Annotated in this window: 16 protein-coding genes; 6 read left to right on the top strand and 10 right to left on the bottom strand. The window is 60.7% G+C overall.

The genetic code is table 11. The annotated features are described in order from the left end of the window. Nucleotides 1-7: 7 nt before the first annotated feature. The 3 genes from J3P75_RS08295 to J3P75_RS08285 form a co-directional block, all read right to left on the bottom strand. Nucleotides 8-826, bottom strand: a complete 819-nt coding sequence (locus J3P75_RS08295; protein WP_434709891.1) for a substrate-binding periplasmic protein — start codon at nt 824-826, stop codon at nt 8-10. A gap of 79 nt (nt 827-905) precedes the next feature. After that, entirely contained in the window at nt 906-1,835 is a 930-nt protein-coding gene (locus J3P75_RS08290; protein ID WP_434709890.1) for an electron transfer flavoprotein subunit alpha/FixB family protein, read from the bottom strand. Nucleotides 1,836-1,837: 2 nt separating this feature from the next. Next, a complete protein-coding gene (locus tag J3P75_RS08285; RefSeq protein WP_090285137.1) occupies nt 1,838-2,587 on the bottom strand; it encodes an electron transfer flavoprotein subunit beta/FixA family protein in 750 nt (249 codons plus the stop codon). A gap of 548 nt (nt 2,588-3,135) precedes the next feature. Here J3P75_RS08285 and J3P75_RS08280 point away from each other — a divergent pair. Continuing rightward, entirely contained in the window at nt 3,136-4,800 is a 1,665-nt protein-coding gene (locus J3P75_RS08280) for an electron transfer flavoprotein-ubiquinone oxidoreductase (protein ID WP_434709889.1), read from the top strand. 180 nt (nt 4,801-4,980) lie between these two features. Here J3P75_RS08280 and J3P75_RS08275 read toward each other — a convergent pair whose 3' ends face one another. Beyond that, nucleotides 4,981-5,871, bottom strand: a complete 891-nt coding sequence (locus J3P75_RS08275; RefSeq protein WP_016770956.1) for an AraC family transcriptional regulator — start codon at nt 5,869-5,871, stop codon at nt 4,981-4,983. Nucleotides 5,872-6,062: 191 nt separating this feature from the next. Here J3P75_RS08275 and J3P75_RS08270 point away from each other — a divergent pair, with 191 nt between their 5' ends. Continuing rightward, the gene (locus tag J3P75_RS08270; RefSeq protein ID WP_093099459.1) at nt 6,063-7,115 is read left to right on the top strand and encodes an NAD(P)-dependent alcohol dehydrogenase; all 1,053 of its coding nucleotides are present in this window, start codon (nt 6,063-6,065) and stop codon (nt 7,113-7,115) included. Between the two features lie 12 nt (nt 7,116-7,127). Here J3P75_RS08270 and J3P75_RS08265 read toward each other — a convergent pair whose 3' ends face one another. The 6 genes from J3P75_RS08265 to J3P75_RS08240 form a co-directional block, all read right to left on the bottom strand. Next, nucleotides 7,128-7,931 carry an IclR family transcriptional regulator gene (locus J3P75_RS08265; RefSeq protein WP_434709888.1) on the bottom strand — a complete coding sequence of 268 codons (804 nt, stop codon included), beginning with the start codon at nt 7,929-7,931 and terminating at the stop codon, nt 7,128-7,130. Nucleotides 7,932-7,993: 62 nt separating this feature from the next. Next, entirely contained in the window at nt 7,994-9,304 is a 1,311-nt protein-coding gene (locus tag J3P75_RS08260) for an MFS transporter (RefSeq protein ID WP_093099457.1), read from the bottom strand. A gap of 176 nt (nt 9,305-9,480) precedes the next feature. Next, complete coding sequence (gene dgoD, locus J3P75_RS08255; protein ID WP_007908327.1) at nt 9,481-10,629, bottom strand: galactonate dehydratase; 1,149 nt, start codon at nt 10,627-10,629, stop codon at nt 9,481-9,483. Between the two features lie 62 nt (nt 10,630-10,691). Then, nucleotides 10,692-11,312, bottom strand: a complete 621-nt coding sequence (locus J3P75_RS08250) for a 2-dehydro-3-deoxy-6-phosphogalactonate aldolase (RefSeq protein ID WP_093099455.1) — start codon at nt 11,310-11,312, stop codon at nt 10,692-10,694. 18 nt (nt 11,313-11,330) lie between these two features. Further along, nucleotides 11,331-12,320: a 2-dehydro-3-deoxygalactonokinase gene (locus J3P75_RS08245; protein WP_434709887.1), complete on the bottom strand. Its 990-nt coding sequence runs from the start codon at nt 12,318-12,320 to the stop codon at nt 11,331-11,333. 155 nt (nt 12,321-12,475) lie between these two features. Beyond that, a complete protein-coding gene (locus J3P75_RS08240) occupies nt 12,476-12,958 on the bottom strand; it encodes a GNAT family N-acetyltransferase (RefSeq protein ID WP_090285151.1) in 483 nt (160 codons plus the stop codon). A gap of 221 nt (nt 12,959-13,179) precedes the next feature. Between J3P75_RS08240 and J3P75_RS08235 the strand changes: the two genes are divergently transcribed. From J3P75_RS08235 to J3P75_RS08220, 4 genes are all read left to right on the top strand, one after another. Continuing rightward, a complete protein-coding gene (locus J3P75_RS08235) occupies nt 13,180-13,851 on the top strand; it encodes an HD domain-containing protein (RefSeq protein ID WP_434709886.1) in 672 nt (223 codons plus the stop codon). 90 nt (nt 13,852-13,941) lie between these two features. Beyond that, on the top strand, nt 13,942-14,283 hold the full coding sequence (locus J3P75_RS08230; protein ID WP_093099449.1) for a hypothetical protein: 342 nt from the start codon (nt 13,942-13,944) through the stop codon (nt 14,281-14,283). Nucleotides 14,284-14,330: 47 nt separating this feature from the next. Next, entirely contained in the window at nt 14,331-14,588 is a 258-nt protein-coding gene (locus J3P75_RS08225) for a hypothetical protein (RefSeq protein ID WP_332767353.1), read from the top strand. 63 nt (nt 14,589-14,651) lie between these two features. Beyond that, a complete protein-coding gene (locus tag J3P75_RS08220; protein ID WP_090285159.1) occupies nt 14,652-15,032 on the top strand; it encodes a Rho termination factor N-terminal domain-containing protein in 381 nt (126 codons plus the stop codon). Nucleotides 15,033-15,098: the final 66 nt, after the last annotated feature.

Raw genomic sequence — 15,098 nt, 5'->3', positions numbered from 1 at the left:
AGAATCCCTACTGTTTGGGGGCACTGACGGGTTGTGGCGGCTGCTGCTGCGCCTTCCAGCGCTCGATATTGCGTTGCAGCGCGGCTTCCGTCAGTCCGGACGCGGGCAATTCTGTCATCTTTTTGGCTAGCTGTCCGCGCAACCACGGATCGTTGCATGCCGAGCTATGGGAAACCGCAAGGAACAGACCGGGGCGATCAATGGGTTGCTCGAACGCCAGCAGATCGCCGGTCATACCCAGCGCCTGCGCCGCCGCCATGCCTGAATAGCGGCCGGCGAGTACATATTCCACCTCACCGAGAAGCAATTTCTGCAAGGCCTGGGTGAGGTTGGCTGTCTTGGTCAGGGTCAGATTCTGCTCGGCGAAAGTGCCGAATGCCTGGGTCATTCGCGACTTTTCCGACAACGCGCCGGCATGCCCGTGCAGGTCTTTGGCTTCGCTGTAAACCAGGGTTGAGCCTTTGCGCGTCCAGACCAGATAGTCGTTTTCCAGCAATGGCGGATGAATGTAGTCGAGGGTCTCCAGCTCGTTGAGGGTCAGCGGCGCGTCGGCGAGCATGTCCATGCGCCCGCTGCGCACCTCGTCGAGCGCCTGCGCGCGTTTGCCGGCATAGAGCAGCTCGATCTTGATGCCTAGGTCTTTGCCGACTTGCTGCAACAGGTCGGCACTGGCACCGATCAGCCGTTTCGGGTTTTGCGGGTCCTGCCACAGGTACGGTGGCGCATCGGGGCTACCGGTGACGACGAGGCGCTCGCACTTGCCCGCCGCTGATGCCACCACGGGCAACAGGGCCAGACCCAAAAACCATCCGCAGCGCAGATCCATGGCAACACGCCCCCACTCAAATTCAAGACAAAAAAAACCCGACCAAACGGTCGGGCTCTTTATAAGTGAAGCGGCTGGATTAGACCAGCTTCTCCAGCTCGGGTACCGCTTCGAACAGGTCAGCCACGAGGCCGTAATCGGCCACCTGGAAGATCGGCGCTTCTTCGTCCTTGTTGATCGCAACGATCACTTTGGAGTCTTTCATGCCGGCCAGGTGCTGGATCGCGCCGGAAATACCGACGGCGATGTACAGCTGTGGCGCAACGATCTTGCCGGTCTGGCCGACCTGCATGTCGTTGGGTACGAAACCTGCGTCAACCGCGGCGCGCGAAGCACCAACGGCAGCGCCGAGCTTGTCGGCCAGCGCGTACAGGTGTTTGAAGTTGTCGCCGTTCTGCATGCCGCGGCCGCCGGAAACGACGATCTTGGCAGCAGTCAGCTCTGGACGATCGGACTTGGCCAGCTCTTCGCCAACGAAGCTCGAAATGCCTGCATCGTGCGCAGCGCCAACGGCTTCAACAGCCGCCGAACCACCTTCAGCGGCAACCGGGTCGAAACCGGTGGCACGCACGGTGATCACTTTGATCGCAGCGGTCGATTGTACGGTAGCGATGGCGTTACCGGCGTAGATCGGGCGTTTGAAGGTGTCAGCGCTTTCGACCGAGATGATCTCGGAGAGCTGGTCAACGTCCAGCGCGACAGCAACGCGCGGCAGGATGTTTTTGCCGTTGGAGGTGGCGGCAGCCAGGATGTGGCTGTAACCCTTGCCCAACTCGGCAACCAGCGGAGCAACGTTTTCCGGCAGCTGATGCGCATAAGCGGCATTGTCAGCGTTGAGGACTTTGCTCACGCCAGCGATCTTCGCAGCGGCGTCGGCCACCGGGCCTGCGCCCTGACCGGCCACCAGAACGTGGATGTCGCCGCCGATTTTGGCAGCGGCAGCCACGGTGTTCAGCGTGGCCGGAGCCAGCACTTTGTTGTCGTGTTCGGCGATTACCAAGATAGTCATGATTAGATTACCTTCGCTTCGTTTTTCAGTTTCTCGACCAGTTCAGCCACCGACTTGACCTTGATGCCCGCGCTACGTGCAGCCGGCGCTTCGACTTTAAGAGTCTTGTTGGTGGAGGCGGTGGAAACGCCCAAAGCGTCCGGAGTCAGCGTCTCGAGAGGCTTCTTCTTGGCTTTCATGATGTTTGGCAGGGACGCATAACGCGGCTCGTTCAAACGCAGGTCGGTGGTGACGATGGCCGGCAGTTTCAGCGAAACGGTCTGCGCGCCGCCGTCGATTTCGCGGGTCACGGCAACCGTGTCGCCGGAGACTTCGACTTTCGAGGCGAACGTACCCTGACCGTAGCCGCTCAGTGCAGCGAGCATCTGGCCGGTCTGGTTGTTGTCGCTGTCGATCGCCTGTTTGCCGAGGATCACCAGCTGCGGCTGTTCCTTGTCGACCACCGCCTTGAGCAGCTTGGCCACAGCGAGGGAAGTCAGATCTTCAGCGGATTCGACGAGGATGGCACGGTCGGCACCCAGAGCCAGTGCGGTACGCAGCTGTTCCTGAGCGGTGGTCGGGCCGATGGAGACGACGACGATTTCAGTCGCAACGCCCTTCTCTTTCAGGCGTACGGCTTCTTCCACTGCGATTTCGCAGAACGGGTTCATCGACATCTTGACGTTGGCGAGATCGACGCCGGAATTGTCCGCCTTGACGCGGACCTTGACGTTGTAATCCACAACGCGTTTGACAGCTACAAGAACCTTCATGGATTCCTCGTTACTCTCCGGTGAAAAGAAAGTCGCCTAGGCGAACCTGGCGGTTGATGCTCATCAGGCTAAAGGGCACCTCTAAAAACGCCGACGTGGCTGCAATTGGCTTGGGTTGTGAATGCCGCTGACCGTTCGTCAGCGGTGACTGACCAGTCGTGGATTTTCACACCGAGCGGGCACCGCACGGAAACCGCGTTGCGCTCCACCTTTTACTGCCTGTGCCCTGTCTTTAGACGTGCTCCTGAAAGCGCCAGTCTGCTTACGACCAGCGCAAAACCGCCCGTATCTTGACCGGAACGCCTATTCCGGTCAATACAGCAAAATGACCACTCATAAGCCGCGCTTCTTTGATTTCTGTGGGCTGGAGGCAATTCAAACAAACGTTTGTATTGGACGCTGGGAGTGGTGTAGATATAATGCGCCGCCTAGAGAGAAAGGTGGGTTTTCCGTTATCCCCCTTGACGTTAACGTAAAGGCTGACGGGATGCGACATCAAACCTCCAAATCAGAAAAAAAACTGTTGAGCCTTGAGTAGGAGATAGCCTGTGGAACGCGAATACATGGAATTCGACGTGGTCATCGTCGGTGCCGGCCCCGCGGGTCTGTCCGCCGCCTGCCGTCTGAAGCAGAAGGCCGCTGATGCCGGTAAGGAAATCAGCGTTTGCGTGGTCGAAAAAGGCTCCGAAGTCGGCGCACACATCCTCTCCGGTGCGGTTTTTGAACCCCGCGCACTGAACGAACTGTTCCCGGACTGGAAAGCACTTGGCGCCCCGCTGAACACGCCGGTGGCCCGCGATGACATTTTCGTGCTGAAAAACGCCGAAAGCGCGCAGAAAATTCCCGACTTCTTTGTGCCCAAGACCATGCACAACGAAGGCAACTACATTATTTCCCTCGGCAACCTGTGCCGCTGGTTGGCCCAGCAGGCGGAAAACCTCGGCGTGGAAATCTACCCGGGCTTCGCTGCCCAGGAAGCGCTGATCGACGAAAACGGCGTGGTCCGCGGGATCATCACCGGTGATCTGGGCGTCGACCGTGAAGGCCAACCAAAAGAAGGTCTGTACACCCCGGGCATGGAACTGCGTGGCAAATACACGCTGTTCGCCGAAGGCTGCCGTGGCCACATCGGCAAGCAACTGATCAAGCGCTACAACCTCGACAGCGAGGCTGACGTTCAGCACTACGGCATCGGCCTGAAGGAAATCTGGGAAATCGACCCGGCCAAACACCAGCCTGGCCTGGTGGTGCACACCGCCGGCTGGCCGCTGGACATCATGGGCACCGAGAACACCGGTGGCTCGTTCCTCTATCACCTGGAAAACAATCAGGTGGTGGTCGGTCTGATCGTCGATCTTTCCTACAGCAACACTTTCCTGTCGCCGTTCGACGAGTTCCAGCGCCTCAAGCATCACCCGGTGCTGGCACAGTACCTGGAAGGCGGCAAGCGCATCAGCTACGGCGCCCGCGCCATCGCCAAGGGCGGCCTGAACTCGCTGCCGAAAATGGTCTTCAAGGGCGGCGCGCTGATCGGTTGCGACCTCGGCACCCTGAACTTTGCCAAGATCAAGGGCAGCCACACCGCGATGAAGTCCGGCATGCTCGCGGCCGAAGCGGTGGCTGACGCGCTGTTCGCGGAAAAGGACGGCACTGAAGAGCTGACCACTTACGTCGACGCCTTCAAGAACAGCTGGCTCTACGAAGAACTGTTCGCCAGCCGTAACTTCGGCGCGGCGATTCACAAATACGGCGCGATCATTGGCGGTGGTTTCAACTGGCTGGACCAGAACATCTTCGGCGGCAAACTGCCGTTCACCCTGCGTGACACCAAGCCGGATTACGCCTGCCTCAAACTCGCGGCCGACTGCAAGAAGATCGATTACCCGAAACCCGACGGCAAGCTCAGCTTCGACAAACTCAGCTCCGTGTTCATCTCCGGTACCAACCACGAAGAAGAACAGCCGTGCCACCTGAAGCTGACCGACCCGAGCATCCCGATCAGCAAGAACCTGCCGCTGTACGACGAACCGGCGCAGCGCTACTGCCCGGCCGGCGTATACGAAGTGGTGACCAAAGAAGACGGCGAGAAGCGCTTCCAGATCAACGCCCAGAACTGCGTGCACTGCAAGACCTGTGACATCAAGGACCCTGCGCAGAACATCACCTGGGTCGCGCCGGAAGGCGCTGGCGGCCCGACTTATCCGAATATGTAAGTCGTATCGCTGAATAACAAGGCTCCCTGAACGGGGGCCTTTTTGTTGCCCGTGATTCATGCAACCACCGACCCAATGTAGGAGTGAGCCTGCTCGCGATAGCGGTATATCTGTGCCGACAATGTCGACTGACAGACCGCTATCGCGAGCAGGCTCACTCCTACAAGGAACAGCGCAGAATCAAGCAGCGCGCTCATCCCCCGGACTGCGCTCAAAATAGCGCTTGTACTCGCGACTGAACTGCGACGTGCTCTGATACCCGACTCGATGCGCCACCTGCGCTACGCCCAGCCCTTCGGCCACCAGCAACGTCTGCGCCTTCAACAAGCGTAAACGCTTGAGATACTGCACCGGCGACAACAAGGTGCTGCGTTTGAAATGCTCATGAAAGGTCGACACGCTCATGTTCGCGCACCCGGCCAGCGTTTCGACGTTCAGCGGCTCGGTGTAATGCGCGTGCAGATGACTGATCGACGCCGCCACCCGGGCAAACTGCCCCTGCTGTTCGACCAATGCCCGCAGCACATCCGCCTGCGGTCCACGTAATGCGACGAACAGCAACTCACGCACCCGCGCCGGGCCGAGAATCTGGCATTCCAGCGGATCGTGCAAACAACTGAGCAAGCGCTCGACGCAACCGCGCATGCCATCGTCAAGCACCACCGAGGTCATCGACTCCGGCGTCTGCGCGGGAATGTGCCGCCCCGGTGCCAGGCCCATCGCCAGCACCAGTTCACCGAGCAGCACCCGATCAATCGCTACCGAGACGCCAAGCAGCGGCGCATCCGGCAAGGCAAACGTCTCGCACTCGAACGGCACCGGCAGCGCCTGAATCAGGTAATGCCCGGCACCATATTCCATGGTCCGCGGCCCGAGAAACGCCAGTTTGCTGCCCTGGGCAATGATCATCAGGCTCGGTTCATAAATGTGCGGGCCACGGGCGACGTCGCAGCTGGCGCGCAAGATCTGCACGCCGGGCAAGCCGGTCTGGCTGTAACCATCGCGCAGCGCCAGCGGTTCGATCAGCGAAACCAGCCGCGCGTTGGCATCAAGATGACGGGTCAGTTGCATCGAGTCGTTCTTCACAAAAAAACACGCAATAAGGGATGAAAGCATCATCGCAGATCCGTTCGCCAATGCGACCGCGCAAACCCGCATGCCGGAGAATTAGGCATGAGACCCGGAGAATTCGTCATGGCCGCACGAGCATTCGGCGCCCAGAATTCGCCGCCTCACTTGTTCCTGCTTCTGCGAGGTTTGCCATGTACACCGCGATCGGTTATGCCGCCCAATCAGCCACCACTCCCCTCGCCCCGATGAAGTTCGAACGCCGCAGCCCGCGTGCTGACGACGTTGCCATCGAGATTCTGTATTGCGGCGTCTGCCACTCTGACATTCACCAGGCACGCAACGAATGGGGCATCGCGGTTTATCCGTTGATGCCCGGCCATGAGATCGTCGGAAAAGTCACCGCGATCGGTGCGAATGTCACCCGGCACAAAGTCGGCGATCTGGTCGGCGTCGGCTGCATGGTCGACTCGTGCCGTACCTGCGAAGCCTGCCAGTCGAACCTCGAGCAATATTGCCTCGAAGGCCCGACCATGACTTACGCAACCCCGGACCGGGTCGATGGCAGCAACACCATGGGCGGTTATTCCGACAGCATCGTGGTCAGCGAGCACTTCGTCGTGCGCATTCCGGAAAAACTGGCCCTGGCCAGCGCTGCGCCAATTCTCTGCGCCGGCATTACCACCTACTCGCCACTCAAGCACTACGGCGTGAAGGCCGGCGACAAGGTCGGGATTCTCGGCATGGGCGGCCTCGGTCACATGGGCATCAAGTTCGCCAAGGCCATGGGCGCCGAAGTGACGCTGTTCACCCGCTCGGCGAGTAAAGCCGAAGAAGGCCGTCGTCAGGGCGCCGACCATGTGATCGTGTCCACCGACGCCGAGCAAATGAAGGCTGCGGCCGGTTACTTCGATTTCCTGCTCGACACCATTCCGGTGCAGCACGACCTCAACCCCTACCTCGACACCCTGCGTTTCGACGGCGTGCACATTCTGGTCGGCCTGATCGAACCGATCGATCCGCCGGTGCATGCGGCCAAACTGGTGCTGGGGCGTCGGGTATTGGCCGGTTCGTTGATCGGCGGCGTTGCGGAAACCCAGGAAGTGCTGGATTTCTGCGCCGAACACAACATCACCTGCGACATCGAAATGCTCGACATCCGCCAGATCAACGAGGCTTACGCGCGGATGATTGCCGGTGACGTCAAATACCGTTTCGTCATCGACATGGCGACGCTCAAGGCTTAAACCCTAAAAGGCTTATACCTTCAAGCCGAGCTCCGCCGACAGCCGGGCTGTGACCCCTTTGATCAGGGGAATCAGCTCGGCCATTTTCTCCAGCGGCATATAGGGCACGGTGCTGGCGATGCTGATCGCCGCCACAATACCCTTGCTCGCATCGCGAATCGGCGCCGCCACACAGCGGATCGACGGTTCGTTGTCTTCCAGGTCGAAGGCGTAGCCACCGGCCACGTACTCGCTCATGCGCTGCTCAAGCTGTTCCCACGACTGCTGGGGATGCTGCGGCCAGAACTGACTTTTCCCACCCGCCGGCAGACTGATGTCGTACAGACGTTGCCAATCTTTCGGCGAGTCATCGAGCATCAACGCCTTGCCGATGCCGGTACGCGCCAGCGGCATGCGATGGCCGACCCGCGAGCGCATTTCCGGGCCGTTGCGCCCGGGATTCTTCAGCAGGTAAAGCACCTCATCGCCTTCGCGAATCCCCAGGTGCACGGTGTCGCCGGTCAACGCCGACAACTCGTCCAGATACGGCCCGGCCAGAGTCACCAGTGGCAGTTCTTCGCGGGCCTGAAAACCCAGTTCGATCAGCTTCGGCCCGAGCAGATATCCGATTTGCGGGACCACGCGCAGGTAGCGCTCGTCGACCAGGCAACTGGCCAGACGATGGGTGGTGCTGCGGGTGGTGCCGATCAGCCGGGCGATCTCCTTGAGATCGCGGGCGCCACTGGCCACCGCTTGCACCACACCGAGGCCGCGCAACAGCGTCTGGGTGCCGGTGGGCGCGGCGTCCTTGGTTTTTCCCGGGGCGTCTTCCTGCATATCCAGCCTTTTTACCGTTGAGCGAGGGAACGGGCGGCATTATGGTCGCCCGACGCAGACCACTACAACTCGATACGTTCGACCTTGCCCACCAGCAGCACGTAGGACAACGCACCGACCAGCGCGAGCACGGCGATGTAGGTGATCGCCGGAGCGAACGAATCACCGCTGGCGAGGAAGCCGATCACGATCGGTGTGGCGATCGCCGACAGGTTGCCGATGAAGTTGAACACCCCACCCGTCAGCCCGAGCAGGCGTGCCGGGGCCAACGTCGAGACCAGCGACCAGGTGATCGAGGCCAGGCCGTTGCCGAAAAACGCCAGCGCCAGGAAGGCAATCACCAACGGTGTTGATTCAACGAAGTTGGCGCCGATGATCGCGGTGGAGATCAGCAGCCCGCTGATGATCGGCAACTTGCGCGCGAACCCGACGGTGTAACCACGGCGGATCAGCCAGTCGGAAAAGAACCCCGAGCACAGCACGCCAACGAACGCGGCCAGAAACGGCAGCGACGCCAGCAGGCCGGACTTGATGAAGTCCATGCCGCGATATTTCACCAGGTAAGTCGGGAACCAGGTCAGGAAGAACCACAGCGTCGAGTTCAGGCAAAACTGGCCGAGGTAGATGCCCCACAATTTGCGCTTGCTCAGGACAATGCCCAGATCGGTCCAGCTGAATCTGGCTTTGACTTTGGCCGTTTCCGCCTGGATATCGACCAGCCCGCCGCCCTCGCGAATCAGCTCGATTTCGGCTTCGTTGGTACCTTTGAAATCACGCGGCTCGCGATACACCGCGTACCAGATCAGCGCCCAGAGAATGCCGACCGCACCGGTCGCGACGAACACCATGTGCCAGCCGAACGCGTGTTGCAACCACGCCAGCACCGGCGTCAAAAAGGCCAGGCCGACGAACTGCCCGGACGTGTAGAAACCGATCGCCGTGGCGCGTTCGCGCTCGGGAAACCAGGTGGTGACCACGCGGCTGTTGATCGGATACGCCGGGGCTTCCAGCGCGCCAACTGCCATACGCAGCACGAACAGGGCGATGAAACTGCTGACGAAACCGAGCATCACCGTGGCCACCGACCACAGCAGCAGCGCGACACTGTAGAGAATCCGTGGCGGTACGCGATCGACCAGCCAGCCGCCGGGAATCTGCATGGCCGCGTAAGTCCAGCCGAACGCAGAAAAGATCAGCCCGACATGCACCGGATCGATGCCCAGTTCGCTGGTCAGCGCTGGCGCGGCAATCGACAGGTTGCTGCGGTCGAGGTAGTTGATGACCACGGTGATGAACAGCAACACCATGATGAAAAATCGCTTGCGGCTGGGCGTGACTAAAGACGCCTGCCCGGTGAGGGTGTGCGATTGCATGAGGAGAGCCTCTTTTTATGTTTATTGAGGTCGGCCTGAGGCCTGATCGTTCCCACGCTCCGCGTGGGAATGCAGCCCGGGACGCTCCGCGTCCCTCAAGAGCCGAACGCAGAGCGTCCATAGAGGCATTCCCACGCAGAGCGTGGGAACGATCAGGGCGGTGTGTCAGAGATGACTCACCACTCGGCAAAACTGCCATCGGCATGGCGCCAGATCGGGTTGCGCCAGCGGTGGCCGACCGCCGCGCGCTCGATCACATATTCTTCGTTGATCTCGATCCCCAGCCCCGGGCCGTTCGGAATCTTCACGAAGCCTTTGTCGTAATCGAACACGCGTGGATCTTTCACGTAGTCGAGCAAGTCGTTGCTCTCGTTGTAATGGATGCCCAGGCTCTGCTCCTGGATAAACGCGTTGTAACAAGCCGCGTCAAGTTGCAAACACGCCGCCAGTGCAATCGGCCCCAGCGGGCAATGCAGCGCCAGCGCCACGTCGTAGGCTTCGGCCATGTTGGCGATCTTGCGGGTTTCGGTGATGCCGCCGGCATGCGAGGCATCCGGCTGGATGATGTCGACGTAGCCTTCGCTCAACACGCGTTTAAAGTCCCAGCGCGAAAACAGCCGCTCGCCGAGGGCGATCGGCGTGCTGGTCAGCGGCGCCAGTTCTTTCAACGCTTCGTAGTTTTCGCTGAGCACCGGCTCTTCGATGAACATCAGTTTGTACGGGTCGAGTTCCTTCATCAGGACTTTGGCCATCGGCTTGTGCACGCGGCCATGGAAGTCCACGCCAATGCCGACGTTCGGTCCCACTGCGTCACGCACGGCGGCGACGTTGGCCAGGGCCAGATCGACTTTTTCGAAGGTGTCGAGGAACTGCAGTTCTTCGGTGCCGTTCATTTTCACTGCGGTGAAACCACGGCTCACCGCCTCTTTCGCCGCACGCGCCGTGTCCGCCGGACGGTCGCCGCCAATCCACGAATACACACGAATCTTGTCGCGCACCTGGCCTCCGAGCAGATCACTGACCGACACGCCAAGGGCCTTGCCCTTGATGTCCCACAGCGCCTGGTCAATACCGGCCAGTGCGCTCATGTGGATCGCACCGCCACGGTAGAAGCCGCCGCGATACAGCACGGTCCAGATGTCTTCGATGTTGCGTGGGTCTTTGCCGATCAAGTAGTCAGACAATTCTTCAACGGCAGCGGCCACGGTATGCGCCCGGCCTTCGACCACGGGTTCGCCCCAACCGGTCACGCCCTCATCGGTTTCGACCTTGAGGAAGCACCAGCGCGGCGGGACGATGAAGGTCGTGAGTTTGGTGATTTTCATCTCTGCTCTCTTTTGTAAATGCAGCTTTTATTAGATGCAGCGCACGCGGCGCCGGAAAAGTCTCAACGAAGCGCTTTCCATGCGGCCACGTAGGCCTTGGCATTGACCGCCACTTGCTCTGGCGTCATGCCCGGTTTGAAAAGCCCGGAACCGAGACCGAAGCCTTTCACGCCGGCATCGAGGAACGCCTGCATGTTGTCCGGGGTGATGCCGCCGACCGGCGCCAGCACCGTGCCCGCCGGCAACACCGCGAGCCAGGCTTTGACGACTGCCGGGCTCATCTGCTCGGCCGGGAACAGCTTGAGAATGTCCGCGCCCTCCTCCAGCGCCGCGAAGGCTTCGGTCGGCGTGGCGACGCCCGGTGACAGGTACAGCCCGGCCGCTTTCGCCGCGCGCAGGACCTTGGCGTCGCTGTGCGGCATGACGATGACCTGGCCGCCGGCATCCTTGACCTGTTGCACTTGCTGCGCGGTCAACACCGTACCGGCACCGATCAGGCAATCGGCGGGCAGGGTCTTGCGCAGGGTGGCGATACTTTCGTACGGCGAAGGGGAATTGAGCGGCACTTCGATGACGCGAAATCCGGCGGCATACAGGACTTCTCCCACAGCCGCGGCGTCCTGCGGTTGCAGGCCACGCAGGATTGCGATCAGACCGTTTTGCGCCAGTGCTTGCTTGAGCATGTCAGGCCTCCAGTCAGGTTAACGGGATGAGGAATCGATCAGGCCTGCGGCACGCGCCAATTGCCACAGGCCACGCTCGGTAGCCTGCTCGGCCAGCGTCACCCGGGCGAACCCGCAGGCGTCGAGCGCACGGCTGTAACGGGCACAGAGTTGGCCGTTGCCGATCAGCACGATCGAAGGAAGATTCGGGTTATTGCGGCGTTGGCGCTGCACCGCGGCGAGCGCGGCCAGCTCGTGGCCGATCATCAGCCCGGACAGGTAATCCGCTTGCAGGGTCGGGCCGAGTTCACCGGTCAGGCCCAGCGTGCGCGCACTGAACAACGTCGAAAGCACGCCGAGCTCACCGTCCGCCGACAGCGCAATCTGCACGCCACGGTCGAACGCCTGTGCCTCGAAGGTGACGCTGGGTTGTTGGGTGCGGCCGAGAATGCTGTGCTCGCTGAGCACCGCGAACACCTCGCCAGTCATGAACGTGTCGAAATGCGTGATGCAACCATCGACCACTTCGACCCACTTGGAATGACTGCCCGGCAAGCCGATCAGCAGATCAGCGCCCGCCTCGGCCGGCAGTTGCTGAAGGACACCCAGCACCTGGGTTTCCTCGCCACGCATCACATTCGGCAGACGCGAACGCTGAATCACCCCCGGCACGATATGCACAGGGGTGCCGCGCAGACTGACGACTGTTTGTAGGGATTTTCCGAGATTGGCGACGTCCGCCGGCGTTTCGCAGTAGGCCGCTTCGCGCCAGCCCTGTGCGCTGCCGACCATGCCGCAAGCGATCACCGGCAGATCCGGCTGCGCATCGAGCCAGTCGCCACAGGCCTGATCAAACGCCAGTTCAAAACCATCGGCACATTCACGTCCGTGGATGATCCGCGGCGTCTTGGGCAACTGCATGATCCCGGACGACAGCGCACGCTGTTCCAGCACCACACCGTCCGCCGCGAGTTTGTAAGCACGTAATGAGGTCGTCCCCCAATCGAGCGCGATCAATTGCGCCTGCATCGCTTCACCTGTTCTGTTTTTTGGCAGTGAGTGCGATGGACTATAAACCCGGGCGCGGGGAAATCTCAATATATAAATATCAATCCCATATAGTGAGACGAAAACAAAAAAAGATCGCAAAATCGCTGATCGATGTTGCGATCTTCAGTAACGGATCAATGACCCTCGGCGAACTCGCGCAGGACTTTGCCATCCATGCGATACCGCACCCACTCTTCCTGCGGCTGCGCGCCGAGGGATTTGTAGAATTCGATAGCTGGGGTGTTCCATTCCAGCACGCTCCATTCGAAGCGGCCGCAGTCGTTGGCGCAGGCGATTTTGGCGAGGTGGCGCAGCAGGGTCTTGCCGGCGCCGCCGCCGCGTTGTTCGGGGGTGATGTAGAGGTCTTCGAGGTACAGGCAGTTGCTGCCCAACCAGGTCGAATAGCTGAAGAAGAACACCGCGAAACCGATTGGCAGGCCGTCGCGCAGGCAGATCAGGCCGTGGGCGGTGGCGCCTTCGCCGAACAGGCTGCGTTCGATGTCGGCGACGCTGGCGATGACTTCGTGACGAGCCTTTTCGAAATCGGCGAGTTCGGTGATGAAGGTGAGGATCTGCGGTGCATCGCTGGGGGTCGCCGGGCGGATTTCGATCGTCATGGACGGGCCTTGTGTGCAAATTAAAGCGCCATACTAAGGTGCGCGGCGGCGCTCGTCACATGGCAAACGGGCTAACTTGCCAGATTTGCCGAACACTGTGTCACCTGTGTGCGAGCCTGCTCGTGAAGGCGTCCTTTCAGTCAGACCTTGAGCCAACTGACAGAATGCCTTCGCGAGCAGGCTCGCTCCCACAGGTTTTGCGACAATCTGAAAGGATGTTTATGACCGTTGAATATTTCACGCCCGTGCAGACACTTGCCTCAGCGTTGCTTCCTCATGCTCTACAGCCCTCAGACGATGGCGCCCACGACCTCGCCCACCTGCAGCGGGTCTGGCACAACGCACGTACGCTGCATGAAACAGAGGGCGGTGAGCTCGATGTCTTGCTCGCCGCGGTGCTTCTGCACGATTGCGTATCCGTCGAGAAAAACTCGCCACTGCGCGCGCAGGCTTCGCGTCTGGCAGCGGACAAGGCTTCATCCGTCCTGGAAGCGATGAACTGGCCCAACGAAAAAATCACCCAAGTCGCCCACGCCATCGAAGCCCACAGCTTCTCCGCCAACATCACCCCGCTGACCCTCGAAGCAAGAATCGTCCAGGACGCCGACCGTCTCGACTCGCTGGGCATGCTTGGCGTCGCGCGCACTTTCTATGTCGCCGGGCGCATGGGCGCGGCGCTTTACGATCCGCGAGATCCCGTAGCGAAACACCGCGACTACGACGACACACGCTTTTGCCTCGACCATTTCCAGACCAAGCTGCTGCACCTCGCCGAGGGCTTCCAGACCGCCACCGGCCAGCGCCTGGCACAGATTCGCCATCAGCGCTTGAAGGGTTTCATGGAGCAGTTCATGGAAGAAATCGGCATCGACTCAGTGGCAAACACACGATGACGGAATAAACCGTTCGTCGATCCTCAGGCACCAATCCCGACGTACGGCGGACCAATCAAGGGTAAGGATTCCAATCACTGGAGAAGCCCTATGATCCCGTCAAGGTTGACCGCTTTCGTCTTCAGCGCCCTGCTCTGCCCTGCGGTATTCGCCGCCTCGTCCACGGCAGCCGGTACTGGCCCTACCGATCCGACCCCGCCTCGCGCCCCGGCCATCAACAGTGCTCCCGGCATGAACACCGATGGCTCCGGCGTACCGTTGATCAATCAGCCACCGGCCACCGGCACTGACCCGCGCACGCAGGGCAGCGATCCGGGGCGTCAGGGCGGCATGAACACGCCTGACTCTCCGGCTGCGCCCGATAACGCCGGCCCCGGCGTCGGCTCGAAAACCACCACCGGTGGTTCGGGTTCCGAAGGTGCCGGTCAGTAGTAGTTCGCCGACGCGAGCGCCCTATTCACTCCCATGAAGAGGTAACCATGAACGTCGACAAAGACCTGGAAAAAGAAGTCCTCACCCGCCTGTTGCACGCGCATCCCAACGGCTTGGGCAAGGAAGTGCTGGACAATTACCGGGGCGAGAAAGTCGTGGCCAGCGCCCTCGCCGCCCTGCAGGAGCGCGGTTTGATTCATCACGGTCATGTGACCTGCAGCGAAGCGGGCGAGCATGAGTTGAACCTGCCGATCAAGCTCAGTGCTGCTGGCGTTGAAGCGGCGCAGAAACTCGATCGCCAGTAGCTCTGAAGTCGCTCGCGGCCAGTGCGGCGAGCGGCTGAATTCGCACACAAGAGGAGAAATCCCATGCCTCGTGGAAGCAAAGACAAGTACACCAGTGAACAGAAGCGCAAGGCCGAGCACATCGAAGACAGCTATGAGAAAAAAGGCGTGTCGAAAGATGAAGCCGAGGCCCGCGCTTGGGCGACGGTGAATAAACAATCGGGCGGCGGCGAAAAATCCGGCGGTTCCGGGCGCAAGAAACCGGCGAGCGCCAAGTCGGAAGATCGTAAAGAGTCATCGCGCCGGGCGGTGGCCAGCCGCAAGGGGCATTCGCGTAATAGCGAGACTTCTAAGGATGCGCAGACCGTCGACAGTTTGATGAAAGAAGCCCGGGCGAAGAATATTCCGGGCCGCTCGTCGATGCGCAAGCAGGAGTTGATCGAGGCGTTGCGCAAGGCGGGCTGAATGCGGTGAGGCTGCTGACCCCATCGCTAGCAGGCTAGCTCCCACAGGGGTTTTGTGTGGACCACA

The sequence above is a fragment of the Pseudomonas sp. R1-1 genome, from assembly GCF_051132135.1.
GTDB lineage: Bacteria > Pseudomonadota > Gammaproteobacteria > Pseudomonadales > Pseudomonadaceae > Aquipseudomonas.
This window is presented reverse-complemented; position numbering and strand designations above follow the sequence as displayed.